General features: G+C 63.7%; 23 protein-coding genes and 1 riboswitch. Of the genes, 7 read left to right on the top strand and 16 right to left on the bottom strand.

Annotated features, from left to right (window positions below):
• Nucleotides 1-239 precede the first annotated feature (239 nt).
• The 5 genes from purH to PQR54_RS21860 form a co-directional block, all read right to left on the bottom strand.
• Nucleotides 240-1,805: a bifunctional phosphoribosylaminoimidazolecarboxamide formyltransferase/IMP cyclohydrolase gene (gene purH, locus PQR54_RS21880; RefSeq protein WP_408249253.1), complete on the bottom strand. Its 1,566-nt coding sequence runs from the start codon at nucleotides 1,803-1,805 to the stop codon at nucleotides 240-242.
• Between the two features lie 65 nt (nucleotides 1,806-1,870).
• Complete coding sequence (locus PQR54_RS21875) at nucleotides 1,871-2,104, bottom strand: Fis family transcriptional regulator (protein ID WP_007180440.1); 234 nt, start codon at nucleotides 2,102-2,104, stop codon at nucleotides 1,871-1,873.
• Complete coding sequence (gene dusB, locus PQR54_RS21870; RefSeq protein WP_408249251.1) at nucleotides 2,101-3,165, bottom strand: tRNA dihydrouridine synthase DusB; 1,065 nt, start codon at nucleotides 3,163-3,165, stop codon at nucleotides 2,101-2,103. Before dusB ends, PQR54_RS21875 begins: the two co-directional genes overlap by 4 nt.
• 239 nt (nucleotides 3,166-3,404) lie before the next feature.
• Nucleotides 3,405-4,802: a UbiH/UbiF/VisC/COQ6 family ubiquinone biosynthesis hydroxylase gene (locus tag PQR54_RS21865; RefSeq protein WP_408249249.1), complete on the bottom strand. Its 1,398-nt coding sequence runs from the start codon at nucleotides 4,800-4,802 to the stop codon at nucleotides 3,405-3,407.
• A gap of 19 nt (nucleotides 4,803-4,821) precedes the next feature.
• Nucleotides 4,822-6,225 carry an aminopeptidase P N-terminal domain-containing protein gene (locus tag PQR54_RS21860; RefSeq protein ID WP_408249247.1) on the bottom strand — a complete coding sequence of 468 codons (1,404 nt, stop codon included), beginning with the start codon at nucleotides 6,223-6,225 and terminating at the stop codon, nucleotides 4,822-4,824.
• Nucleotides 6,226-6,428: 203 nt separating this feature from the next.
• On the opposite strand from PQR54_RS21860, the gene PQR54_RS21855 reads away from it, so the two are divergent.
• Complete coding sequence (locus PQR54_RS21855; RefSeq protein WP_408249245.1) at nucleotides 6,429-7,043, top strand: glutathione S-transferase C-terminal domain-containing protein; 615 nt, start codon at nucleotides 6,429-6,431, stop codon at nucleotides 7,041-7,043.
• A 302-nt stretch (nucleotides 7,044-7,345) separates the two neighbouring features.
• Nucleotides 7,346-8,104: a metalloprotease LoiP gene (loiP, locus tag PQR54_RS21850; RefSeq protein WP_408249243.1), complete on the top strand. Its 759-nt coding sequence runs from the start codon at nucleotides 7,346-7,348 to the stop codon at nucleotides 8,102-8,104.
• A 138-nt stretch (nucleotides 8,105-8,242) separates the two neighbouring features.
• On the opposite strand, the gene lnt is transcribed toward loiP, so the two are convergent.
• The 7 genes from lnt to PQR54_RS21815 form a co-directional block, all read right to left on the bottom strand.
• Complete coding sequence (lnt, locus tag PQR54_RS21845; RefSeq protein ID WP_408249241.1) at nucleotides 8,243-9,949, bottom strand: apolipoprotein N-acyltransferase; 1,707 nt, start codon at nucleotides 9,947-9,949, stop codon at nucleotides 8,243-8,245.
• Nucleotides 9,950-10,043: 94 nt separating this feature from the next.
• A complete protein-coding gene (locus PQR54_RS21840; protein WP_408249239.1) occupies nucleotides 10,044-10,937 on the bottom strand; it encodes a CorC family transporter in 894 nt (297 codons plus the stop codon).
• Nucleotides 10,938-11,138: 201 nt separating this feature from the next.
• Nucleotides 11,139-11,837: a gamma-glutamylcyclotransferase gene (locus PQR54_RS21835; protein ID WP_408249237.1), complete on the bottom strand. Its 699-nt coding sequence runs from the start codon at nucleotides 11,835-11,837 to the stop codon at nucleotides 11,139-11,141.
• Between the two features lie 46 nt (nucleotides 11,838-11,883).
• Nucleotides 11,884-12,345: an rRNA maturation RNase YbeY gene (ybeY, locus tag PQR54_RS21830; RefSeq protein WP_408249235.1), complete on the bottom strand. Its 462-nt coding sequence runs from the start codon at nucleotides 12,343-12,345 to the stop codon at nucleotides 11,884-11,886.
• A gap of 57 nt (nucleotides 12,346-12,402) precedes the next feature.
• Nucleotides 12,403-13,476, bottom strand: coding sequence for a PhoH family protein (locus PQR54_RS21825; protein WP_408249233.1), 1,074 nt, complete (start codon nucleotides 13,474-13,476; stop codon nucleotides 12,403-12,405).
• 33 nt (nucleotides 13,477-13,509) lie between these two features.
• The gene (miaB, locus tag PQR54_RS21820; RefSeq protein ID WP_408249231.1) at nucleotides 13,510-14,883 is read right to left on the bottom strand and encodes a tRNA (N6-isopentenyl adenosine(37)-C2)-methylthiotransferase MiaB; all 1,374 of its coding nucleotides are present in this window, start codon (nucleotides 14,881-14,883) and stop codon (nucleotides 13,510-13,512) included.
• Between the two features lie 150 nt (nucleotides 14,884-15,033).
• Nucleotides 15,034-16,017 carry a LysR family transcriptional regulator gene (locus PQR54_RS21815; protein ID WP_408249229.1) on the bottom strand — a complete coding sequence of 328 codons (984 nt, stop codon included), beginning with the start codon at nucleotides 16,015-16,017 and terminating at the stop codon, nucleotides 15,034-15,036.
• Nucleotides 16,018-16,127: 110 nt separating this feature from the next.
• Between PQR54_RS21815 and PQR54_RS21810 the strand changes: the two genes are divergently transcribed.
• From PQR54_RS21810 to ribB, 4 genes are all read left to right on the top strand, one after another.
• On the top strand, nucleotides 16,128-16,526 hold the full coding sequence (locus PQR54_RS21810; RefSeq protein WP_408249227.1) for a VOC family protein: 399 nt from the start codon (nucleotides 16,128-16,130) through the stop codon (nucleotides 16,524-16,526).
• Between the two features lie 16 nt (nucleotides 16,527-16,542).
• On the top strand, nucleotides 16,543-17,709 hold the full coding sequence (locus PQR54_RS21805) for an MFS transporter (RefSeq protein WP_408249225.1): 1,167 nt from the start codon (nucleotides 16,543-16,545) through the stop codon (nucleotides 17,707-17,709).
• Nucleotides 17,710-17,897: 188 nt separating this feature from the next.
• Nucleotides 17,898-18,587: a helix-turn-helix domain-containing protein gene (locus tag PQR54_RS21800; RefSeq protein ID WP_012434284.1), complete on the top strand. Its 690-nt coding sequence runs from the start codon at nucleotides 17,898-17,900 to the stop codon at nucleotides 18,585-18,587.
• A gap of 119 nt (nucleotides 18,588-18,706) precedes the next feature.
• Nucleotides 18,707-18,890: riboswitch (FMN riboswitch) on the top strand.
• A 147-nt stretch (nucleotides 18,891-19,037) separates the two neighbouring features.
• A complete protein-coding gene (gene ribB / locus PQR54_RS21795; RefSeq protein WP_134457854.1) occupies nucleotides 19,038-19,757 on the top strand; it encodes a 3,4-dihydroxy-2-butanone-4-phosphate synthase in 720 nt (239 codons plus the stop codon).
• Nucleotides 19,758-20,001: 244 nt separating this feature from the next.
• Here ribB and PQR54_RS21790 read toward each other — a convergent pair whose 3' ends face one another.
• The 4 genes from PQR54_RS21790 to glpD all read right to left on the bottom strand — a co-directional run bounded on the left by PQR54_RS21790 (nucleotide 20,002) and on the right by glpD (nucleotide 24,875).
• On the bottom strand, nucleotides 20,002-20,688 hold the full coding sequence (locus PQR54_RS21790) for an HAD family hydrolase (RefSeq protein WP_408249222.1): 687 nt from the start codon (nucleotides 20,686-20,688) through the stop codon (nucleotides 20,002-20,004).
• Between the two features lie 177 nt (nucleotides 20,689-20,865).
• On the bottom strand, nucleotides 20,866-21,579 hold the full coding sequence (locus PQR54_RS21785; protein ID WP_132373170.1) for an MIP/aquaporin family protein: 714 nt from the start codon (nucleotides 21,577-21,579) through the stop codon (nucleotides 20,866-20,868).
• Nucleotides 21,580-21,665: 86 nt separating this feature from the next.
• Nucleotides 21,666-23,165 carry a glycerol kinase GlpK gene (gene glpK, locus PQR54_RS21780; protein WP_408249220.1) on the bottom strand — a complete coding sequence of 500 codons (1,500 nt, stop codon included), beginning with the start codon at nucleotides 23,163-23,165 and terminating at the stop codon, nucleotides 21,666-21,668.
• A 180-nt stretch (nucleotides 23,166-23,345) separates the two neighbouring features.
• Nucleotides 23,346-24,875, bottom strand: a complete 1,530-nt coding sequence (gene glpD, locus PQR54_RS21775) for a glycerol-3-phosphate dehydrogenase (RefSeq protein ID WP_408249268.1) — start codon at nucleotides 24,873-24,875, stop codon at nucleotides 23,346-23,348.
• Between the two features lie 200 nt (nucleotides 24,876-25,075).
• Between glpD and PQR54_RS21770 the strand changes: the two genes are divergently transcribed.
• Entirely contained in the window at nucleotides 25,076-25,450 is a 375-nt protein-coding gene (locus tag PQR54_RS21770) for a hypothetical protein (protein WP_408249218.1), read from the top strand.
• The last annotated feature ends 20 nt before the right edge of the window (nucleotides 25,451-25,470 follow it).

Here is a 25,470-nt window from a genome sequence, read left to right as displayed (position 1 = left end):
CAAGCAGGACAAGCAGGACAAGCAGGACAAGCAGGACAAGCAGAACAAGCAGAACAAGCGGCACAGGCGGCACACGGCACACGGCACACACGGCACAAGCGCCGAACCGAAGACCGCACCAAGTCCGCACCAAAGAAAACGGCCCGGTGAATAATTCCACCAGGCCGCATCTCTAAACTAACCCTCACCAGCAACCCGGTTTCAACAAGAACCAAGCGCCGCTGTCAAACCCAAAAAAATCAATGCCGGAAGTGACGCACACCCGTCAGCACCATCGCGATATTGTGCTCATCCGCCGCGCCGACCACTTCATCATCGCGCATCGAGCCGCCCGGCTGAATCACGCAGGTCGCGCCTGCCGCCACCACCACATCGAGGCCATCGCGGAACGGGAAGAACGCGTCCGACGCCACCGCCGAACCGGTCAGCGTCAAACCAGCATTCTGCGCCTTGATGCTCGCAATGCGCGCCGAGTCCACGCGGCTCATCTGGCCCGCGCCGACGCCGAGCGTCATGCCGTTGCCGCAGAACACGATGGCGTTCGACTTCACGAACTTCGCCACGCGCCACGCGAACAGCAGATCGTCCATTTCCTTCGGCGTCGGATGACGCTTCGTGACCACGCGCAACTCGTGCGGCTGCACGTTCTTCGAGTCGAGCGATTGGACCAGCAGGCCGCCGCCCACGCGCTTCAGATCGAACGCGTTATGGCCTTCGCCCAGCGCGATTTCCAGCAGACGCACATTCTGCTTGGCCGCGAACACCTGGCGCGCTTCGGCGCTGAACGACGGCGCGATCAGCACTTCGACGAACTGCTTGGCCACGGCTTGCGCCGCCGCTTCGTCCACTTCGCGGTTGAAGGCGATGATGCCGCCGAACGCCGAGGTAGGATCGGTCTGCAGCGCCTTGGCGTATGCGTCGTGCGCATCCGCACCGAGCGCCACGCCGCACGGATTCGCGTGTTTGACGATCACGCAGGCCGGCACGTCAAAGGTCTTCACGCATTCCCACGCGGCGTCGGAATCCGCGATGTTGTTGTACGACAGTTCCTTGCCCTGCAACTGGTTGTAGTTCGCCAGCGCGCCGGCCGGCACCGACAGGTCGCGGTAGAACGCTGCGCTTTGATGCGGGTTTTCGCCGTAGCGCAGATCCTGCACCTTGTCGAACGCGAGGTTGAACGTTGCCGGATACGTGTTGCGCGACGAGTGTTGCAACTCGTCGGTCAGGCTCGTCAGGTAGTTCGTGATCGCGCCGTCGTATTGCGCGGTGTGCGCGAACACCTTGGTGGCGAGGCGAAAGTTCGTCCTGTACGACACGGCATTGCTGTTCGCGCGCATCTCGTCGAGCACGACAGCGTAGTCCGCCGGATCGACCACCACCGTCACGTCGCGATGATTTTTCGCGGCCGAACGCAGCATGGTCGGACCGCCAATGTCGATGTTCTCGATCGCGTCTTCCAGCGAGCATTCTTCCTTCGACACGGTCTGCACGAACGGGTACAGATTCACGACCAGCAGGTCGATGGTCGGAATGTCGTGCTTCTCAAGCGCCGCCATGTGTTCCGGCAGCTCGCGGCGCGCGAGAATGCCGCCGTGCACCTTCGGATGCAGCGTTTTCACGCGCCCGTCCAGCATTTCCGGGAAGCCCGTGTAATCGGCGACTTCGGTGACGGAGAGGCCCGCGTCCGCGAGCAGTTTCGCGGTGCCGCCGGTCGACAGGATCTTGACGCCGAGGTCAGACAGCGACTTGGCGAAGTCGACGATGCCGGACTTGTCGGAAACGGAGATGAGCGCTTGCTTGATCATGATGAAGACGAAAAGCCGAAGGGAAACGTGGCAGGGCGCGAGAAACTACAACGAATTACAACGGGCTACAGCAAACCGTGCTGTTGCAGCTTCTTGCGCAGCGTATTGCGGTTGATGCCGAGATACTCGGCGGCCAGCGACTGGTTGCCGCCGGCCTGCTCGAGCACCACTTCGAGCAGAGGTTTTTCTACGCAGGAAATCACCATGTCGTAGACGTCGTGCGGATTGGAGCCGTCGAGATCCTGGAAATACATCCCCAAGCTATCGCGGACAGATTGTTCGATATTGTTCTTGCTCATGCTGCTAGTCGGTCGGTTTGGTCCGGCTCGCCGTTTTCGTTGAGCGTCTCGTCGACGTACACGAGACGGTCTGAGATCGCCTTTTGGGCGTCGAAGAATTCGTTGACGGCGAGGAGTTGTTCGCGCGTGGTGTCCAGCGTATTCATGCGATGCCGGAACACGTTGGCGCCAGAAAGGCCGCGAGTGTACCAGCCGATGTGCTTGCGCGCAGTGCGGACCCCGGTAAATTCCCCGTAGAACGCGTAGTGGTCTTCCAGATGCTCGTTCATCACCTGCTGGATTTCGTCGATGCGCGGCGGCGGCAGCAATTCGCCCGTTTGCAGGAAATACTCGATCTCGCGGAACAGCCACGGGCGCCCCTGCGCCGCGCGGCCGATCATGATGGCGTCGGCGCCGGTGGCGGCCAACACCTCGCGCGCCTTGTGCGGCGAGGTGATGTCGCCGTTGGCCACCACCGGAATGCGCACCGCCGCTTTCACCGCGGCGATGGTTTCGTATTCGGCGTCGCCGTGATACAGGTCGGCGCGCGTGCGGCCATGCACGGTCAGCATGGAAATGCCCGCCGATTCGGCCAGCCGCGCGACGTTCAACGCATTCTTGTTCTCGCGATTCCAGCCCGTGCGGATCTTCAGCGTGACGGGCACCGCGTCGGGCCCGACACCCACGGCGCCGACCACCGCCTCGACGATGCGTTGCACCAGCGGCTCGTTCTGCAGCAATGCCGAACCCGCCGCCACGTTGCACACCTTCTTGGCCGGGCAGCCCATGTTGATGTCGATGATCTGCGCGCCGTTCGCCACGTTGTAGCGAGCCGCTTCGGCCATCATGGCCGGATCGGCGCCGGCGATCTGCACGGCGATCGGCTCGACCTCGCCCGCGTGGTTGGCGCGGCGCATGGTCTTCTCGCTCTTCCACAGCTGCGCGTTCGAGGCGACCATTTCCGATACCGCGTAGCCCGCGCCCAGCCGCTTGCACAGTTGCCGGAACGGCCGGTCGGTCACGCCGGCCATGGGCGCGACGAACAGGTTATTACGCAGATTGTGGGAGCCGAGAGTGGGCATAACGTGAGACGCGGTGGACGCGCGCGCGGCCGATTGCACGATTTCTGTCAATCGGAGCGTTCGCGAAATGCGAGAGAAAACCGCTATTTTAGCGTTAACGGATAGCCGGCACCCGACATGTGCCTGTCGTAACCCATTAAATCTTCTATGAAAGTGCGCCGATTCATAGAACCGGCGCTACTCGCGCGGACCCTTCCGCGCTGAGCAAAAAGGCCGAGCAGCGCGAGCGGGCGGCGCGCCTAGCGGCGCTGTCCGAACATCATTTGCCGTGCCAGCGCGGTTTTTACCGGCGGGAGGAATTCGAGCGCGGTAAGAGCGAGGCCACGCATGACGGCGAGCGGCGCGAAGTCGATGGTGAAGAGACGCGCGAGCGTGTCGGTGGCGCCGATCGTCATGCGCCGGTCGAGCGCGCGGCGTTGCGCGAAGGTGGCCAGCGCGAGCGGGGTCGGACCTTCCGCCGACAAAGCGTCGGCGAGCGCGTGCGCGTCGCGCAGACCCAGATTCAGACCTTGACCCGCGACCGGATGCAGCGTCTGCGCCGCGTTGCCGATTGCGACGACGTGCCCGTTCACCAGCGTTTCCACTGCGTTCAGGCCCAACGGGAACGACGCGCGTCCCTTGATGTGCGTGAAGCGGCCCATGCGGTCGCCGAATGCGGCGCCGAGTTCGCGCAGGAAGTCTTCGTCGGAGAGTTGCGCGCGGCGCGCGGCTTCTTCGGGCGCGCAGCACCACACCAGCGCGTAGTCGGCGCCGCGCACGCCGCCCATCGGCAGCAATGCGATCGGCCCTTGCGAGGTGAAGCGCTCCCACGCCACGTGCGGTTGCGGCGCGGATACCGTCACCGTGCCGACCAGCGCGGTTTGTCCATAGTCACGCGAGCCGGGTTCGACGGCACCTCGGCCGGCGCGCCGTGAGACGGAGGCGTCGTGGCCGCTGCGCCGATCAGCGCTTTGCGCCGCGATATCCGCGGCTCTGCTGTCGGTTCTGTCGCCGCCACTGTCGCCGCCGTGGCCGACTTGCTCGTCCGCACTCATGCTGGCGTCCCTGTCGGCGCGTTTTCCCGCGCGTTTAGCAGACTTCTGATCGCCGAACAGCCCGCCTTCGGCATTCACCAGAATGCGCGTGCGCAACTGACGCGTGACGCCCGCGGTTTCGATCGGCAGCGTGACGCCGTCGAGTTCCTGCGTCGGCGCCGCAGCCGAAGTGGAGCGGAACCAATGCACCGAGCTCGCGTGCACCGCCTCGGCGAGACCATGCACGATCGAACCATAGCGCAGCACGTAGCCGAGCGCCGGCAAACCATGCTCGCCGTGATCGATCAGCGTGCGGCCGAAGTGGCCGCGCTGCGAGACATGAATACGCTGAATCGCGGTGGCGTCGGCGGGCCAACGCAGCGGCTCCAGGATCATCCGGCTGCCGTGCGACACAGCGATGGCGCGCGGATCGGCGATCGAATCTTCCGGCTCGCGCGCGTCGACGAGCGCGATCTTCAACTCGCGCGTCGCGCTGCGGCGCGCCAGCCAGCCGGCGAGCGCCAGCCCGACCGGCCCGGCGCCGACGATCGTCACGTCGAAATCGAAGGGCTGCCCGGCCTTGGCGGGCTTCAGGATCACCGTCGACTGGGAAACGTCGTTCATTGCGAGTTACTTCCTTGTTTCATGTGCCGCGATGTGCCGCGCGGGCTTCCTGCATCAGCGCCTCGATCTCGTCGGCGGCGACCGGTACATCGCGCGTCATCAGTTCGCAACCGGTCGGCGTGACAATCGCGTCGTCTTCGATGCGGATGCCGATGTTCCAGTAGCGCTCGGGTACGCCTTCGGTCGGCCGGATATACAGGCCGGGCTCGATCGTCAGCGTCATCGACGTTTGCAGCGTGCGCCACGGCAGCGCGCCCGCTTCGTCGCGCGGCGCGCCGCGTTCGCGGTAGTCGCCGACATCATGCACGTCCATGCCGAGCCAGTGGCCGGTGCGGTGCATATAGAAGGGCGCGTAGGCGCGTTCCGCGATCACGTCGTCGACGGAAGCGAACTTCGCGCGCTCGATGATGCCGGTGTCGAGCAAGCCCTGCGACAGCACGCGCACGGCGGCCTGGTGCGGGTCGTCGAAGGTGGCGCCGGCGCGGGTGGCATCGATCGCGGCCTGCTGCGCGGCCAGCACGATGTCGTACAGCTCGCGCTGCGCCGGCGTGAAGCGGCCGCTCGCGGGGAAGGTGCGGGTGATGTCGGACGCGTAACCGTCGAGTTCGCAAGCCGCGTCGATCAGAATCAGGTCGCCGTCCTGGGCAATCGCGTTGCCGGCCGGGTAGTGCAGCACGCAGGCGTTCGCGCCGGCCGCGACGATCGACGTGTAAGCCGGCGCCTGCGCGCCGAATTTGCGGAACGTGTAGAGGAGTTCGGCTTCGAGTTCGTACTCGCGCACGCCCGGATGGCACGCGGCCATGGCGCGGCGATGCGCCTGGGCGGAAATCTGCCCGGCCCGGCGCATGATGGCGAGTTCGTGATCGTCTTTGATAAGCCGCATCTCGTCGAGCAACGGGATGAGGTCGCGCGCGGTTGCGGGCGCGGCGACACCGCCACGGCTTTGCGCGCGCACCGCGTCGAGCCAGCCGCGCACCCGTTCGTCGAGTTGCGCCGAGGCGCCGAGCGCGTAATGCAGCGACGGCTTGTCGGCAAGCAACCGCGGCAATTGCACATCGATTTCGGCGACGGCGAACGCGGCGTCGAAACCAAAGGCTTCGCGCGCGCCGTCAGGGCCGAAGCGGAAACCTTCCCACGTTTCGCGTTCGACGTTTTTCTCGCGGCAGAACAGCACCGAAGCCGGTGCGCCGGGCGCGGCGCTGGCGTCGAGCACCAGCAGCGCCTCGGGCTCGGTGAAACCGGTCAGGTAGTAGAAGTAGCTGTCGTGCCGATAGGGATAATCGGCGTCCCGGTTGCGTAGTGCTTCCGGCGCGGTGGGGACGATGGCGACGCCGCCGCCCGCTGCCCGCAGCGCGGCGAGTACGCGCTCACGGCGCGTGCGGTAGACGTCGATGGCGATGGTGGGTTCGGTCGGCTGGTTCATCGTGCGATTGTAGCGCCCATGCGCGGAGTTATTTTGCGCGGGATACTCATGGAAGCGGCGGCCAACGCGCCCGCCGCGCTGTTGCAATCCGTCCACAGCAAGCCCCCGTGCGGCTCGCGAAGCGTCGGCGCGACGCTTCTGAACGCTCGTGAACGCCGCCAACCACTTATACTTTCGCCGGATTCAGATAAAGGCAGATGGTAATGATGAAACTCATCGGTTCGCTCGCCAGTCCCTTCGTGCGTAAAGCGCGGATCGTGCTGGCCGACAAGAAGATCGACTACGAACTGGTGCCCGAAAATGTCTGGGCGCCGGACACCCGCATTCACACCTTCAACCCGCTCGGCAAGGTGCCGTGCCTTGTGATGGAAGATGGCGAAGCGGTGTTCGATTCGCGAGTGATCTGTGAATACGTGGATACGCTTTCGCCCGTCGGCAAGCTGATTCCGCAGTCGGGACGCGAGCGCGTCGAGGTTCGCTGCTGGGAAGCGCTCGCCGACGGCGTGCTGGACGCGGCGGTGCTGATTCGTCTCGAAGGCACGCAGCGCGCGCCGGAGCAGCGCGTGGACGCGTGGGTGGCGCGCCAGCAACGCAAGATCGACGAAGCTCTGATCGCGATGGCGCAGGGATTGGGCAGCAAGACGTGGTGCGCGGGCAATCACTACACGCTCGCCGATATCGCGCTGGGTTGCGCATTGGGTTATCTGGATTTCCGCATGCCGGAATTGAACTGGCGCGAACCGTATCCGAATCTGGACAAACACTTCCAGAAGCTCTCGCTGCGTCAATCGTTCATCGATACGGCGCCTTCCGACTGAATAGGCGGTTAAATGGACGCGAGGCGGTACTGTTTTGAATAAGGTGGTCCGCCATATCGGGAAGTTTGCAAAATAGTGTCATTCAAGCTTCCAGAATCATGAATAAAAGCTTACGTTTGTGGTAAAAATGCGCCTGCCCGTCAGGCGCTTTTTTTTGTCTGTCGCGGGGCGTAAATGCGTCCATGCAGGTTTATGCAATTTACATATCGGCTTCTTTTGCTGCCGATATGAAACCTGTTGCGAACAGGCGGTGCATTAAGGCGCGCCGCTGAAATGAATAACATCGCAGAGAGACTTCCACCATGAAATCGTACCGCTTTGCCATTGCCGCTTCCGCCTGCGCTTTATTCGCAGCGTGCTCGAATGTCAGCAACGTCGATCCGTCCGCGCTGATCAAGTCCGGCCAGATGGCCACTCAGGCCGCCACGCTGAGCGACACCGACGTGCGTGCCCTGACCGACAAGTCGTGCGCGCAACTGGACAGCGAAAACAAGATTGCCGCCGCGAACAGTAATTACCAGAAGCGTCTGAACAAGATCGCTGCGCAACTGGGCGACAACATCAACGGCACGCCGGTGAACTACAAGGTTTACATGACCAAGGACGTCAACGCGTGGGCCATGGCCAACGGCTGCGTGCGCGTCTACAGCGGTCTGATGGACATGATGAACGACAACGAAGTGCGCGGCGTGGTCGGCCATGAAATGGGCCACGTGGCGCTCGGCCACACGAAGAAGGCGATGCAGGTCGCGTATGCGACTTCGGCGGCGCGGTCGGTGGCGTCGTCGGCGGGTGGCGTGGCGGGCGCGCTGTCCGGTTCGCAGCTCGGCGATTTTTCCGAGAAGCTGATTAACGCGCAATTCTCGCAAACCCAGGAAAGCGCCGCGGACGATTATTCGTTCGACTTGCAGAAAAAGAAGAAGCTCGATCCGTCGGGATTGGTGACGGCATTCAACAAGCTCGCCGCATTGGATGGCGGTAAATCGAGCATGTTGAGTTCGCATCCGGCGTCGCCGGCGCGTGCGCAGCATATTCAGCAGCGCATTGCTTCCAACCAGTAAAGTTTGATTGGGCTAAAACGCGCGCTCGCGGTATTCCGCGGCGCGCATTTTTATTGCAGTGTTTTTTGGGTGGTTTGATTTACGCGCGCCGCTTTCATATAGGCGGCGCGCGGAATTGATGCGGTTTAATCGCGCGGCTTATTGCTTGCCGTTGCGACGCCGCGTAATGCCCGGACCGAACGCAAAGCCGAATGCCAGCAGCAGCAACGAAATCGCCAGCACGGTGTTATTGCCGCTCGTGATGTAAGGCGTGCTGCCCGTAGTTCCTTGCACGGTGACATCGAGCGAGCCGATCGTGTACGGCTTCAGGCGCCCGATCACCTTGCCATTTGCATCGATCGCGGCGGTCATGCCGGTATTGGTCGCGCGCAGCATCGGGCGGCCGGTTTCCAGCGAGCGCATGCGCGCGATCTGCAAATGCTGGTCGAGTGCGATCGTGTCGCCGAACCAGGCCAGATTGGTCGAGTTGACCAGCACGCCGGCGGGCGTATCGCTTTCGCGGATGGTCCGCGCGATCTCCTCGCCGAAAATGTCTTCGTAGCAGATGTCCACGGCGACCGGTTGGTTGTGCACCATGAACGGCTTCTGCACCGGCGCGCCACGGAAAAAATCGCCGAGCGGAATGCTCATCAGATTGACGAACCAGCGGAAGCCCCACGGCACGAATTCGCCGAATGGCACGAGGTGATGCTTGTCGTAGCGATACACATCGCGCGTGCCTGGCGTGACGCCGAACAGGCTGTTCGTATAGTCGATCACCTGGCCCTCCGGCGTGATCGTGCCGCCGATCGCGCCGAACAGGATCGCACTGCCGGTCGAGTCCGAGAAGTTGCGCACCGCCGAGGCGAACGGCGCCGGCAATTGCTGCGCGAGCACGGGGATGGCGGTTTCTGGCGTGACGATCAGATCGGCCGGTTTCGAGGTGATCATCTGTTGAAACTGATCGATCGCGGCGCGCATGCCGGATTCCTCGAATTTCATTTCCTGTTTGACATTGCCTTGCAGCAGACGCACGGTCAGCGGCGCGTTGGCCGGCACGGTCCATTGCACGAGCGGAAGCAGCAGGCCGGCGGCGATCAGCGCCAATGCGATTGCGCCCGGCACGGCGACGCGCGCGACGGCCGGTTTTGCGCCTTTGCTGCTGGTGTCGCCGGCCCGGTTTTGTTTGCGTGAGGAGAGGAACGCATGCAAAGCCTGCACGATCAGCGCGGCCACCAGCGCCAGCATCCAGCCGACGCCGTACACGCCCGCCACCGGCGCAAAGCCGGCAAACGGACCATCCACTTGAGCGTAGCCGCTCGCCAGCCACGGAAAGCCCGTGAACACCGTGCCGCGCAACCATTCGCCGATTGCCCATGCACTCGCGAATGCCAGCGCGCCGTGCCAGGTTGGGGAGAACGGCGTGTCGTCGTCCGCGGCCGCGCCGTTGCGCGCGTGTCCGGCGCAGAACGACCAGACGCCCGCCGCCAGCGCCGGATAAATCGCCAGATAAAGCGAGAACAGCACGACCGCCGCGCCGGCGAGCGGCGCCGCCATGCCGCCGTAGAAATGCATGCTGACGTAGAGCCACCACACACCAGTCACGAAATTACCGAAGCCGAACGCGCCGCCCGTCAGCGCCGCGCTTTTCCAGCCGGTGCTGCGTGTGAGCCAGGCGAAGAAGAACGCGAAGATCGCGAGTTCGAGCCAGCCGCCGTGCGGCGTCGGCGCGAACGAGAGCGTATTGGCAGCGCCCGCGGCCAGCGCGACAAGATAATGCCAGCGCGGCAGCGTGCGGGCGCGGGTTTGCTGGGTGGCAGAAGCGCTCACGCCGCGGCGCGAACGGGAAGTCATCGGGTCGGCCATTGTTGCGCGGTCGGCGTGAAGGGTTGAAAAGGACGTTGCAAAGCGGGTCGAAAAGCCAGTCGACAAACCGACTGGAGAACCGGCCGGCTCAGGCTCAGGTCTGCACGTGCTGCGCTTCGCGCTCGCGCTGGCCGGCGAGCGGATCGCGGCGCACCAGCAGCATGTGAATCTGGCGGGCGTCGCCGCGCAGAATCTCGAAGATCAGATCGTCGAGGCGGACTTTTTCGCCACGATGCGGCACCCGCCCGAAATGATGCGTGACGAGTCCGCCGATCGTGTCGACTTCATCGTCCGAATAGTGCGTGCCGAAGGCCTCGTTGAACTGTTCGATTTCGGTCAGCGCGCGCACGCGGAAACGTCCATCCGGCGAGGCAATGATATTGCCGCTTTCCTCGTCGAAATCGTATTCGTCTTCAATGTCGCCGACGATCTGTTCCAGCACGTCTTCGATCGTGATCAGGCCGGCCACGCCGCCGTATTCGTCGACCACCACCGCGAGGTGATTGCGATTCACGCGGAAGTCGTGCAGCAGCACGTTCAGGCGCTTCGATTCGGGGATGAACACAGCGGGGCGCAGCATGCCGCGCACGTCGAACTCTTCTTCGGCGTAATAGCGCAGCAGGTCTTTGGCCAGCAGCACGCCGATGATGTTGTCGCGATTGCCCTCGAATACCGGATAGCGCGAGTGCGCTTTTTCCAGCACGTAGGGGATGAATTCGGCGGGATTGTCCGCGATGTTGATCGCGTCCATTTGCGCCCGCGGCACCATGATGTCGCGCGCGCTGAGTTCGGACACCTGGAACACACCTTCGATCATCGACAGCGAGTCGGCGTCGATCAGGTTGCGCTCGTGCGCGTCCTGCAGAATTTCCAGAAGTTCGGCGCGCGAGTCGGGCTCGGGCGAGATGAAGTCGGTCAGACGCTCGAGGAGTGAGCGCTTTTCCTGCGGTTTGTCGAGTTGGCGTCGACTGGGATACGTGTCGTTCATGGTAGTGCGCCCGGCAAGACTGGGCGCGCTGTTGCAGAGCATTAAGGATACACCAGGCACATGGCAGGACCGTGTCCCGCCCGGCTGGGCGATGAGTGAAGCTGGGGTGAAGCGGCTCCGCCGTGAGGGCGGGCGTGGGTCAATCCTAACTGATTACGCGCGGAAAAGCGTTTTCGGGAAAAAAAGCGCGGTTCGCCACGGTTATTTCTGGTCTGCTTTCTGTCCTTTCACGTTTGCTTCGCGGCTTTCCTCGCGACACCGTTCGAGCAGCGCTTCGAGCGCGCGGTCGGGCATACCGCTTTCACGCAGCGCATGGACCGTGCGGCTGACGTAATCGAGCGTGGTGCCGTAGCGCCCGCTTGCACAGCCGAACACGGTTTTGACGACGTCGTCGCGCAACTTGCCGGTGTAGCTCGGCACGTCGCGGCGCATTACGAAAGCGAGCGCGTCCACGCGCCGGCCGTCGGCGAGTACGCAGGGCAGCCACGCAGGGCGGTATGAACCCATCGCCATTTCGCGGCGCCAGAGCGCTTCGAGATGCGGCATCGAGCCTTCGGCCGCGAGCCGGAACGCGATGCCGGTGCACGAACCGCCGCGATCGAGCGCGAGCACGAGGCCCGGCTGCTCGGGTGTGCCGCGATTCACGCGCGACCACAGGTACAGCCCCCGGTGATAGCCGTGGACCTTCGAACGCGTGGCTTCGACGGTGGGCAGGCCGGGATTCCAGATCAGCGAACCATAGCCGAACAGCCATAGGTCGCTCTTGCGGTCCCAGTCGCGCAACGTGCAGTCGAGCGACGCGCGCAGTTCCTCGTCCGTCAGGAGCCGCGATTCGCCGAGCACCGGCGGATAGTCCGGGCAGGGTGGTCGGGTGTCGGCTTCAGGAAAAGAGGTGCTCACGATGGTTTTGAACGGATTGGACGTTAGCGACGCAGGTGATCGACGCCTACAGGTAAGGATCGGGAAAGCCGAGCTTGCCGAGGATTTCCGTTTCGATCGCTTCCATTTCCTCGGCTTCTTCCTCGACTTCGTGGTCGTAACCCTGGGCGTGGAGCGTGCCGTGCACGAGCAGATGCGCGTAATGCGCGATGAGCGGTTTACCCTGTTCGGCGGCTTCTTTCTCGACCACCGGACAGCACAGGATCAGATCGCCCGTCACCGGATCGTCTTCCGATTCGGCGTAGGCGAAAGTCAGCACGTTGGTCGAATAATCCTTGCCGCGATAGGTGCGGTTCAGCGTGCGGCCTTCTTCGGCATCGACGAAACGCACGGTCAGTTCGCCGTCCGCGAAGAGCGCCGCCTTGATCCAGCCGGCCACGGTGGCGCGCGGCAGCAGCGCCTTGTGTTCCGGCCAGCTTTTGGCGGCGGGGAATTGCAGATTCAACGTCAGTTTCGGGGCGCGGCTCATGCGGTTTCGTTTTAATGCGTTCGTGGCGTTCGTGGCGTGTGTTGCAGCTGAGTGCGTTTAGCGTGAATCCGCCGGACTGGCGGTTTTCTGCGAATGCGCATCGTACGCCTCCACAATTCGCGCGACCAGCGGATGCCGCACCACGTCCGCGCTGGTGAACCGTGTGAGCGCGATGCCGCGCACGTCCGCCAGCACCTGCTGCGCTTCGATCAGCCCGCTCTTGTGGCCGCGCGGCAAGTCGACCTGGGTCGTGTCGCCGGTCACCACCGCCTTCGAGCCGAAGCCGATCCGCGTGAGAAACATCTTCATCTGTTCGGGCGTGGTGTTCTGCGCCTCGTCGAGGATGATGAACGCGTGGTTCAGCGTGCGGCCGCGCATGTACGCGAGCGGCGCGATTTCGATCATCTGCCGTTCGAACATCTTGGCGGTTTTGTCGAAGCCGAGCAGGTCGTACAGCGCGTCGTACAGGGGACGCAGATACGGATCGACCTTTTGCGCCAGATCGCCCGGCAGGAAGCCGAGACGCTCGCCTGCTTCGACCGCGGGACGCGTCAGCACGATGCGCTTGACCTGGTCGCGTTCGAGCGCGTCCACCGCGCAAGCCACCGCGAGATAGGTCTTGCCCGTGCCGGCCGGCCCGATGCCGAAGGTCACGTCGTGCGAGATGATCTGCTTCAGATACTCGCGTTGCGCCGGTGTACGGCCGCGCAGATCCGCGCGCCGCGTGTACAGCTTCGGGCCGAGTTCTTCGAGGTCGTCGTCGCCGGCGTCGGCGGGCTGGTCGAACGGATGATCCGGATTGCCGGGGAAGCGCGGGTCCAGCGCTTCCGTGCCATGACCGTTGCCATTCGCGCGATGCCGTGCCGGCTGACGCACTTCAACGAGCGCGAGCTGGATGTCGTCGACCGACAGTGGCTTCTGTGAGTTGTCGTAGAACTTTTCGAGCGCGGTGAGCGCGAGTTTCGCGCCGCGCCCGCGAATCGTGATGCGGTGCCCACGGCGTTGCAGCGTGACGTCGAGCGCCTGCTCGATCTGCCGCAGATTCTCGTCGAGCGGGCCGCAGAGGTTGGCGAGCCGCGCGTTGTCTTCGCGCGGTGCGGTGAATTCCAGATGCTGCTGAGTGGTCTTCAAGGCGGTGGGTCGATCCTGTCGGTTTCGGTACGCTTAGTGGGTCGTGGCCGGGGCGTCGTCATGAACCAGCACGAGCTCGCCACGTAGCGAATGTGGGTACGCTTTGACGATTTTCACGTCGACCATCTGGCCGATCAGCCGCGCGTGCGAGGCGATCGGCGCCGGGAAATTCACCACCCGGTTGTTCTCGGTGCGCCCGGCGAGTTCGTTCGGATCCTTGCGGGCCGGGCGTTCAACCAGAATACGCTCGATCTTGCCGACCATCGAATCGCTGATGCGCTGCACGTTTTCCTCGATGGTGGCCTGCAAATGTTGCAGACGCTTTAGCTTCACTTCGCGCGGCGTGTCGTCGTGCAGATTCGCGGCCGGCGTGCCGGGACGCGGGCTGTAGATGAACGAGAAGCTGGTGTCGTACTTCATCTCGTGCACGAGCGCCATCATCTTGTCGAAGTCTTCTTCCGTCTCGCCGGGGAAGCCGACGATCATGTCCGTGGAGAGCGACAGGTCGGGACGGATCGCGCGCAGCTTGCGGATCACGGACTTGTATTCGAGCACCGTGTAGCCGCGCTTCATGGCCATCAGGATGCGGTCGGAGCCGTGCTGCACCGGCAGATGCAGGTGGCTGACGAGCTTCGGCACCTTCGCGTAGGTGTCGATCAGACGCTGCGTGAATTCCTTCGGATGCGACGTGGTGTAGCGAATCCGTTCGATGCCGGGAATGTCCGCCACGTATTCGATCAACTGAGCGAAGTCGGCGATTTCCGTCGAACCCAGCGTGAGACCGGCGCGGTAAGCGTTCACGTTCTGGCCGAGCAGCGTGACTTCGCGCACGCCTTGATCGGCGAGACCGGCGATTTCGGTCAGCACGTCATCCAGCGGACGCGACACTTCTTCGCCGCGCGTGTACGGCACGACGCAATAGCTGCAGTACTTGCTGCAGCCTTCCATGATCGACACGAACGCGCTCGGGCCGTCGACGCGCGCCGGCGGCAGGTGATCGAACTTTTCGATTTCCGGGAACGAGATGTCCACTTGCGCGCGGCCGCTCTCACGGCACTTGTCGATCATTTGCGGCAGGCGATGCAGCGTTTGCGGGCCGAACACCAGATCGACGTACGGCGCGCGCGACACGATCGCCGCGCCTTCCTGGCTCGCCACGCAACCACCCACACCGATGATCAGATCCGGATTCGCTTCCTTGAGCTCGCGCACGCGGCCGAGGTCGGAGAACACTTTTTCCTGCGCTTTTTCGCGCACCGAGCACGTGTTGAACAGAATGACGTCCGCGTCTTCCGGCGTGTCGGTCTTGACGAGTCCTTCAGCCGCGCCGAGTACGTCGACCATCTTGTCGGAGTCGTACTCGTTCATCTGGCAGCCAAAGGTTTTTACATAAACTTTCTTGGTCATCGAATTTCGCCGGTCGCAGTGGTTAACCTGGGGGCGTCTTTTAAAAGGTGAAGAGGGCGAAACGTGCGAGCGGGCCGCGGGGCGGCGCTTACTTACCGCCATGGGCCACCGTAAGTGGCTTGCGGGGCACGTTTGCAGCGTAGCTCAATATTATAGCCCTTCGCGCGATGCGGTTTCCCCGGCCGCCCGGCGGCGCGGACGCTCCGGCGGCAAGCCCAGCAGACCTTCCAGTTCGTCCGACACCTGCGCGAAACGCTCGCTCAGGAAATCCAGCAACACGCGCACGCGCGGCGCCATGAAGCGGTTGCGATGGTAGAGCGCGTGCAGCGGCGCGTCCGGATAGCGCCATTCGGGCAGCAGGATCTTCAGGCCGTCGGCGCGCAGGTCGGCTTCCACGTCCCACATCGACTTGATCACGATGCCGTAGCCACGCAACGCCCATTCGCGGGCGACGGCGCCGTCGTTGGTCTCGCGGGCCGTTTCGAACGGCACGGTGTAGTGCTGCACCTCGTCGCCGCGCGTGAAGCGCCACTCGTTCGCCAGCCCGGTGGCGGTGGCCAGCACGATGCAGTCGAAATTGGCCAGATCGTGCGGATCTTTCGGTTCGCCCTTGCGCGCGATGTAGTCCGGCGACGCGCACAGCACGCGCCGGTTCGGCGCCAGCTTGCGGGCGACCAGCGAGCTGTCCTGCGGCACGCCGAAGCGGATCGCCAGATCGATGTCCTCCTGCACCAGATTTGCCAGAGAGTCCGACAGCGTCAGCGCGAAGGTCACTTCCGGATACAGCGCGTTGAATTCGTCGAGCCAGTGCATCAGCAGATTGCGGCCGAAGTCCGAGGTCGCCGACACCCGCACCTTGCCGCGCACGACGCCTTGGCCGGCTTGCAGCGCGGCTTCGGCGTCGTCGAGCGATTGCAGCGCCTGACGGCAGCAATTCAGGTACAGGCGGCCTTCGTCGGTGAGCCTGAGTTGACGGGTGGTGCGTTCGAACAGGCGCGCTTTCAAGCCGGCTTCGAGCTTGGCGAGGCGCGCGCTGGCGGCGGCCGGCGTCAGGCCCATCTTGCGGCCCGCCGCCGACAGGCTGCCCTGCTGCGCCGCTTCGACGAACAGACGGATATCACCGAGGTTATCCATGGCGAGTCTTTCAAATGAGATTTGAAAATGCTTCAAATGCTACGCCAATTATCAAATTGACGCTCGGCGTGGACAATGCCGCTCATGGAAAACCCTGAGGCTGCCCAGCCATGCAACTCGATCACGCAACCATCGTCACCGCCGACCTCGCGACGGCCCGACGTTTTTTCGTCGACGTCGCCGGGTTGACGCAAGGCGCACGGCCGCCGTTTTCGGTTGACGGCTACTGGCTGTACGCAAACGGCCGCCCGCTGATTCATCTGATCGACGCGACGGTGCCCGCCGCGGCCGGCAGGACGGCGCCGCGCATCGACCACATCGCGTTCCGGCTGGAGAGCGCCGCCGAATGGCAGGCGCTGCTCGGTCGTCTGCATGCGCACGGCGTCGACTTTCAAACCGCGCGCGTGCCGCAGATGGGACCGCAAGAGGCACAGGCGCAACTGTTCGTGGCGCTCGCGCCGGGCGTCGTCATCGAATTCGTGACCGCGCTGCATCACGCTCAAATTTAGAACCTGGAGAAGAGAAATGCCCATTCCATTACTGGCGCTGGCGATCAGCGCATTCGCAATCGGCACGACGGAGTTCGTGATCATGGGCTTGCTGCCCGAGGTCGCGCACGATCTGGCGGTGTCGATTCCGTCGGCGGGTTTGCTGGTGAGCGGCTACGCGCTCGGCGTCGCCGTCGGTGCGCCGTTGCTCGCCGTGGTGACCAGCAAGATGCCGCGTAAATTGGCGCTGCAACTGCTGATGGGCGTGTTCATCGTCGGCAATACGCTGTGCGCGATCGCGTCCAGCTATTCCGTGCTGATGATCGCGCGCGTCGTCACGTCGTTCGCGCATGGCTCGTTCTTCGGCATCGGCGCGGTGGTGGCGGCTTCGCTTGTGCCGGCCGAAAAGCGCGCCAGCGCGATTGCGCTCATGTTCACCGGCCTGACGTTGGCGAACGTGCTCGGCGTGCCGTTCGGCACGTTCGTCGGTCAGGAGTTCGGCTGGCGCGCGGCGTTCTGGATCGTCAGCGCGTTCGGCGTGCTGTCGCTCGCGGGCGTCACGGCGCTGGTGCCGAATCGTCATGACGCCGGTCCGGTCGGTCTCGGTCATGAAGTGCGCGTGCTGAAAGACCCGCAAGTCTGGACCGCGCTCGCGATGACGGTGCTCGGCTTCGGCGGCGTGTTCGTCGTGTTCACCTATATCGCGCCGATTCTCGAGCAGGTGAGCGGTTTCTCGCCGCGCGGCGTCACGCTGATTCTGGTGCTGTTCGGCGTGGGCCTCACGATCGGCAATACGGTTGGCGGTAAATTGGCGGACCGTGCGCTGATGCCGTCGCTGATGGGCATTCTGGTCGCGCTCGCGGTGGTGATGGCGATCTTCGCGCGCACCAGCCATTCGCAAGTGGCCGCGGCGATCACGATCTTCGTGTGGGGTATTGCCGCGTTCGCCACGGTGCCGCCTCTGCAGATGCGCGTGGTCGAAAAGGCGGCCGCGGCGCCGAATCTGGCCTCCACCTTGAATATCGGTGCGTTCAACGTCGGCAATGCGGGCGGCGCGTGGCTTGGCGGTCTGGTGATCAATCACGGCCATTCGCTCGACACCTTGCCTTGGGTGGCGGCCGCGGTCAGCGTGGCTGCATTGCTGCTGACCTGGTTCGCAGCGCGTATGGATGCGCCGGCGTCGACGGTGGCGCAAGGGGCGTGAGCGCGCTCCGGTTCGTGAACTGGCCGCCGCTGCGCCCTTATGAAAAATTCGCACAAGCATTGCGGAAAACGTCCTCCGCAATGCTGATAACAGTGTGAAGATAACTTCGTTGGGCGCGGCGGGGCGCGATGCTATCTTGCTTCCACTAACCGTTTGCCCGCCGTCCGGCGGCGCTCCTGGAGGCAATCATGCATTCCCCGCTTGCGCTGGTTCGCGATCCCACGGCTGACACCGATACGTCGCCGCGTGCCGCTGAACCTTTCGATGCACTTGAACATCTGGTCGGCGTGAATCTCGCCCGTTTGCGTGCCGAGCGGCAACTGTCGCTCGACGCTTTGGCCCGCGCGTCGGGCGTCTCTCGCGCCATGCTCGCGCAGATCGAATCGGCGCGCAGCGTGCCGTCCATCAAGGTGCTGTGCAAGGTGGCCGCGGCGTTGAAGGTGTCGGTCGCCGCGTTCTTGCGGCGTCACGCGACCAACGGCTTCGAACATTTGCCGGCGGAGCGCTCGTCGCGTGTCGTCAGTTCGAACGGACGCTATTCGGCCCGGCCGCTTTATCCCGACGCCGAACCGACCGCCGCCGAGTTTCACGAGTTGCGTATCGCGCCGTTGCACACCGAAGCCGGCACGCGTCGCGCGCCGGGCACGACGGTGAATCTGGTGGTGAGCGAAGGCACGCTGGAAGTCAGCGTCCACGATCAACGCCAGTTGCTGGCCACCGGCGACGCGATCGTGTTCGACGCCGACCAGCCGCATAGCCTGCGCAATCCCGGCGACACGGAAGCGCGCGCGTTTCGCGTGACGTTGAAGGCGGAGACGCCGCCGCGCTGGGACGTGCCCGCGCACCACGAGCCGGCGCGCGAAGTTGCACCGGTTTGATCCGCATCTTTTGCGGACGGATGTGCCTGAAATCGGCGATTTCCGTCTGACCAGTAGGGTTGCGCTGCACGCGTGACACGACTGCTGTATGCTTTGCCAGCCGGTCTTTCCGGCAATCAGTGCGTCTTCAGGGCGGGGCGAAATTCCCCACCGGCGGTATGCCGGCAACGCGAAAGCGTGAGCCGGTGAGCCCGCGAGCGCCCACGTAGTACGGTCTTCCGAACAGGAAAGATTGCAGTGGGGTCAGCAGATCTGGTGAGAAGCCAGAGCCGACGGTTAGAGTCCGGATGGAAGAAGATGTGCAGATAGTCATGTTCGTTTCCGTGGCGCCGCTTGCAGGTCGAGGCGGTGCGCGAGCGTCGCTTTGCGCGGCGTTCAACGGCGCGTCTTTGTCTGTTTGCAATGCCCTGAAACGTTTCTCGCCCAACTTTTGCGATGAGCGTTTCAATCATGACCTTTGCTACTTTCCCTGCTCCGTCGACGATTGCGGATAGCGCATTCCTCGACCTCCCGCTGCTCGACACCGAAGCCGTTCCGCCGCGTATCGCCGCCGCCCTGCAAGCCATGCGCGATGGCCGCGCCGTCGTTTTGCAGGACGACCACGACCGCGAGAACGAAGCCGATCTGATCGTCTCCGCCGAGCGTCTGTCCGTCGAAACCATGGCGTTGCTGATTCGCGAATGCAGCGGCATCGTGTGCCTGTGTTTGCCCGACGAGAAGATTCGCGCGCTCGAACTGCCGCCCATGGCAGTCAACAACGAAAGCCGTCACGGCACCGCGTTCACGGTCTCGATCGAAGCACGCGACGGCGTGACTACCGGCGTGTCCGCGCTCGATCGCGTGACGACGATTCGCGCCGCGATCGCCGATACGGCGAAGCCTGCCGATATCGTGCGTCCTGGTCACGTGTTCCCGTTGCGTGCGCAACCCGGCGGCGTGCTGGCGCGTCGCGGCCACACCGAAGGCACGGTGGACCTCGCGATTCTCGCGGGTCTGAAGCCGGCCGGCGTGCTGTGCGAACTGATGAACCCGGACGGCACGATGACGCGCGGCGCCGATGTGGAGCGCTTCGCCGCGCAACACAATCTGCCGATGCTGACCATCGCCGAGCTGGTGGAGTTTCGTCAGGCGCTGGCGCAGGCGCGCGAATGCGTGGCTGACGAGGCTTGATGCGCGGGGAGTGCGAACGCGTGACACGACGCGCGCACTCGCTAGCAGTGATGATGTGAAAAAGCCGGCTCGCGCAGCCGGCTTTTCCTATTAACTCGGACGGCTGCAGTTGCTGCTGTCGAATTCGCCGCGCACATGGGCATTCCAACCGCCTTTTCCATTGCCGCGAACGGCCATGGCGCATGTCGTCAAATTCGCTGCGCTCGCCGGCAATGCAGCGGGCTTTTGCGGATGCCGCGAACGCCTACGACTGCACGTCGCCGAACTCGCCGCGAAGGCCCGCTTCGACCAGCGCGGGCAGTTCATCCATATGCTGCATGATCCGCGTCATGCCCATCTTGCGCAGCGCGTCCGCGTAGCCATCGGGAATATGGCTCGCGCCGACAAAAGCGATCGTCTTCATGCCCGCCGCGCGCGCGGCATTCAAACCCGCCACGCTGTCTTCCACCACCACACAACGTGACGGCTCAACGCCGAGCGTTTTCGCGGCGAATAGATACACATCGGGATAGGGCTTCGGCCGCGCCACCTGTTCCGCGCTGAAAATGCGTTCGCCGAAAATCTGCTGCAAACCCGCGCGCCGCACCGATGCATTCACGCGCGCCATCCGGCTGTTCGACACGACGGCGGCCGGCAATGTGACGCGTTGCAACGCTTCGCGCACGCCGTTGATCGGGCTGAGCGAAGCCGCGAGTTCGAGTTCGACGTTGTGTTCGATGGTGTCGAAAAAATTTGCAGGCAACGTGATATCGAACGACTTCTCGATGCCTTCGAGAAAGCGCGATGTTTGCTGACCAAAAGCCGTCTTGACGATGGGTTCGAAGTCGAGGCTGGGGAACGTGGCGGTCAGCGTTTCGAGCATCACGCGGTCAGCGATGATTTCGCTGTCGACGAGCACGCCGTCGCAGTCACAGATGAGGTGGTCGATCATGCCTGGAAACGGAAAGCGAAGCGCGTGAGCAAGGCAATTGCAAGCTCATGCGCGGTAAGTGAAAGCGTCATGATACGTGCTTTGGCGGCGCCTGAGCGGCGCCGCTGCTTTCCGTGACTTCTTTGCTCAGGCGCGCCGTGATGTACGCCTGAGTGAGCCCTGCATACGCCGCGCAGATCAATGCACGTGCAGATACAGATACAGACACGCCGCCGCCGCGCCGCCCAGCAACGGACCGCAAACCGGAATCCACGCGTAGTGCCAGTCGCTGTCGCGCTTGCCCGGAATCGGCAGCAGCGCATGCATCAAACGCGGCGACAGGTCGCGAGCGGGGCTCATCGCGTAACCGGTCGGGCCGCCGAGCGAGATGCCGATGCCGAGAACCAGCAGACCGACAGGGAGCGCGTCGAGCGCGCCAAGACCGACTTGCGGCGAAGCCAGATACAGCACGCCCAGAATCAGCACAAACGTGGCGATCATTTCCGTGAGCAGGTTGTGCGGCACGCTGCGTATTGCCGGCGAGGTGCAGAACACGCCGAGCTTCACGTCGGCGTCGCCTTCTTTGGCGAAGTGCTGCCGATAAGCCATCCAGACGAGCAGCGCGCCGGCCATGCCGCCGAGCATTTGCGCCGCGATATAGCCGGGCACTTTGGCCCAGGCGAACTTGCCGGCCAGCGCGAGGCTGATGGTCACGACAGGATTCAGATGAGCGCCGCTGAACGACGCGGTGACGTAGACGGCGATGAACACGGCCATCGCCCAGCCCATGACGATCACGATCAGGTCCGCGCCTTTGCCTTTGGTGCGTGCGAGCAGCACGTTGGCGACGGCGCCGTCGCCGAGCAGCACCACGAGTGCCGTGCCGATGAATTCGGCAATATAAGGAGACATCGTTGGGTATCCGAAATATAGTTGTCAGGGAAGCCGCGGGATTAGCGGCTTCTTTATCGATGAAAGAGAACTGTTGAGAAATGCGCTCAGGGCGTGTCGGCCCAGGCCTTCGCGGCGCGAATTGCGCGCTGCCAGCCGTCGAGGCATTGCTTGACTTCAGCGTGCGGCAGGGCGGGCGTGAAGCGGCGGTCGAGCTTCCACTGGCTTTGCAGTTCGTCGACGTCTTTCCAGTAACCCACCGCGAGACCGGCCAAATAAGCCGCGCCCAAGGCGGTGGTTTCCGCCACCTTGGGGCGCACTGCGTCGACGCCGAGAATGTCCGCCTGGAATTGCATCAGCAGATTGTTCGCGCAGGCGCCGCCGTCCACCCGCAATTCGCCGATGCGAATACCGGAGTCGGCTTCCATCGCTTTCAAAACATCGAGTGATTGGTAGGCGATCGAGTCGAGCGCGGCGCGCGCGATATGCGCGGAAGACGTGCCGCGCGTCACGCCGAACAGCGTGCCGCGAGCGCGCGCATTCCAATGCGGCGCGCCGAGGCCGGCGAAGGCGGGCACCAGATACACGCCGTCGCAATGCGGCACGCTGCGCGCCAGAGTCTCGATTTCAGCGGCGTTCTTGATGATGCCCAAGCCGTCGCGCAACCATTGCACCACGGCGCCGCCAATGAAGATGCTGCCTTCGAGCGCGTAATTGATCTGATCGCCGATCTGCCACGCAATCGTGGTGACGAGATTGTTCTTCGATTCGATCGGCTTGTCGCCGGTGTTCATCACGAGGAAGCAGCCGGTGCCGTAGGTGTTCTTCACCATGCCCGACTCCGTGCACATCTGGCCGAAGAGGGCGGCGTGCTGATCGCCGGCGATGCCTGCGAGCGGAATCTTCGAAGCGAACACGGTGGTCTTGGTCGGCCCGTACACCTCCGACGAAGGCCTCACCTCCGGCAGCATGCTGCGTGGAATGTCGAGCGCTTCGAGCAGTTCGTCGTCCCACTTCAGCGAGTGGATGTTGAAGAGCATCGTGCGCGACGCGTTGGTGACGTCGGTGACGTGCAGGCCGCCCTTGGTGAAATTCCACACCAGCCAGCTGTCGACGGTGCCGAACGCGAGGCGGCCCTGTTTGGCTTTTTCGCGCGCGCCTTCGACGTTATCGAGAATCCAGCGGATCTTGGTCGCCGAGAAGTACGAGTCGATCGGCAGGCCGGTTTTGGCGCGGACTTTCTCTTCGAGCCCTTGCTCTTTGAGTTGGTCGCAGAAGTCGGCGGTGCGGCGGTCTTGCCAGACGATCGCGTTGTAGATCGGATGGCCGGTTTCGCGATCCCACACGATGGTGGTCTCGCGCTGATTGGTGATGCCGATCGCGGCGATCGAGGTGCCGTTCATGCCGGCGCGCGTCACGGCCTCGGCAGCGACACCCGCCTGGGTCGACCAGATTTCCTGCGGATCGTGTTCGACCCAGCCCGGACGCGGATAGATCTGCTGGAATTCCTTCTGAGCGGTCGACACGATATTGCCGAGCCGGTCGAACAGCATCGCGCGCGAGCTGGTGGTGCCTTGGTCAAGCGCGAGGATGTACTGGTCCTGCATTGTCTCTTCTCCATGCGTTTTATGAATCGCCGGGCGCAAAGCCGGCGACAGGAACGGCTTGTAGTTTTAAGCGGGCAGCAACACGTGTGATGATGCCGCCCGGCCTGGTCCAGCCGAGGGGTGAATCGATGCGGTTCGGTTCCTTCGGATGCCGCGCACACGCTGCGTGGCGATATCCGACTATGCGCCTTCGCGCGCGGGTTCGCGGGCGAACCATGCGTCGATATCGCGTGTTATCGAATCGAGCGTGCCGGGTTCGACATGCAGGCCGAGCTTCGAACGGCGCCACAGCACGTCCTGCGCGCTGCGCGCCCATTCGGTGTCGCGCAGGTACGTCAGTTCCGCTTCGTAAAGACCCGGCGCGAAGGCGCGGCCAAGATCGGCCACGGAACGCGCATTGCCGACCACATGCTTGACGCGCGTTCCGTAAGCGCGGGCGAGGCGATGCGCCAGATCGGCCGGCAGCCATGCATGCTGCTGTTTGAATTCGCTCAGAAAGCGCTCGAAGTCGGCGTTCGGAATATCGCCGCCGGGCAACGGCGCGCCGGCCGTCCACGAAGACGCGCCGTTGTGCAGCGCTTGCGCGAGTTTGTCGACGGCTTCTTCCGCCAGTTTGCGGAAGGTGGTGATCTTGCCGCCGAACACCGACAGCAGCGGCGCTTCACCGGCCGGCGCGTCGAGTTCGAGCGAATAGTCGCGCGTGACCGCGGATGGATTGTCCGCGCCTTCTTCCTCGAGCAGCGGACGCACGCCCGAATAAGTCCAGCGCACGTCGGCCGGCGAAATCTTCTGCTTGAAGTAGCGGTTGATCGAATCGCACAGGTACTGCGTTTCGTCGGCGTTGATCGCCACTTGCGACGGGTCGCCGCGATATTCGAGGTCCGTCGTGCCGATCAGCGTGTAGTCGTGTTCGTACGGAATCGCGAAGATGATGCGCTTGTCCGGATTCTGGAAAATGTACGCGTGGTCGTGTTCGAACAGACGCCGCGTGACGATATGGCTGCCTTTCACGAGCCGCACGCTGTGCGACGCGGCGCGGCCGAGCGCGCCTTGCAGCAGTTCGCCGACCCACGGGCCCGCGGCGTTCGCAATCGATCCGGCGCGCACGTCCAGAATCGTGCCGTCCGCGCGCTTGAGTTGCGCGCGCCATTCGCCGCCCGCGCGCACGGCGCTCAGCAGCTTGGTGCGCGTGAGAATTTTTGCGCCGTGCTCCTGCGCATCTAGCGCGTTCAGCACGACGAGACGCGCGTCGTTGACCCAGCCGTCCGAATACACGAAGCCGCGCTTGATCGAATCGACCAGCGGCGCGCCCGCCGGATGATTGCGCATCACGATGCCGCGCGAGCCGGGCAGCAGTTCGCGCTTGGCAAGATGGTCGTAGAGAAAGAGACCGGCGCGGATCAGCCAGGCCGGGCGCAGATCGGGCATGTGCGGCATCACGAAGCGCAGCGGCCACATGATGTGCGGCGCGGCGCGCAGCAGTGTCTCGCGCTCCTGCAGCGCTTTTCGCACCAGCCCGAACTCGCGGTATTCGAGGTAGCGCAGGCCGCCGTGAATCAGCTTCGTGCTGGCCGACGACGTATGCGCCGCCAGATCGTCCTGTTCGCAGAGCAGCACCGACAGGCCGCGGCCCGCCGCATCGCGAGCGATGCCTGCGCCGTTGATCCCGCCGCCCACGACGAGCAAATCGTATCTCGAGCCTTGCGTCACCTGCTGTGTCCCCTGCGTGGTATCCAAAAACTGTTTGGAAAGTCTATCGAACTGATAGTGTTCGTTTTCGAACTTTAATGAACATATTCGAAAAAGTAAAGTTCGGTTTGTTCAGAGGATCATCTAACGGGTGTCCGGGTAGTGGCGCAACGCGCGGCCACGGACGATACTCTCGGCAGCAGCCATTTCGAGGTGAATTCATGCGTGGACTTTTGATGATCGGCGCCGCTACGCTTCTCGCGGGGTGTGTCAGCTCGCCGAGCCTGAGCGGAACGAGGGGCGCACCGTCGTTCGCGTCGTTGCAACAGATGTGCAGTGCCCAAACGGTCGACTACGGCAACGACGCGCAAGGCGTCTACGCGGCGATGTTCGACGCGTACGTGGCGAACCGGAGCGGCAAGCTGTCGAAGGAGGATTTCTGCGCGTTCCAGACGGCGATCGCGCAGCGCCACGCGAGCCAAGGCGTTAGCACCGATCCGCAGGTGCGTAATCAGTGGGTGGCGTTCTTTACTGATCAGCGGGCCAAGGCGCTGAGTTGGCGCGCGGCCGTCGATCCGACGTTGCGCAACGGCTGAGCCGAAGCGCGAAGGCCGCC

The sequence above is a fragment of the Paraburkholderia phytofirmans genome (assembly GCF_046028095.1).
GTDB lineage: Bacteria > Pseudomonadota > Gammaproteobacteria > Burkholderiales > Burkholderiaceae > Paraburkholderia > Paraburkholderia phytofirmans_A.
This window is presented reverse-complemented; position numbering and strand designations above follow the sequence as displayed.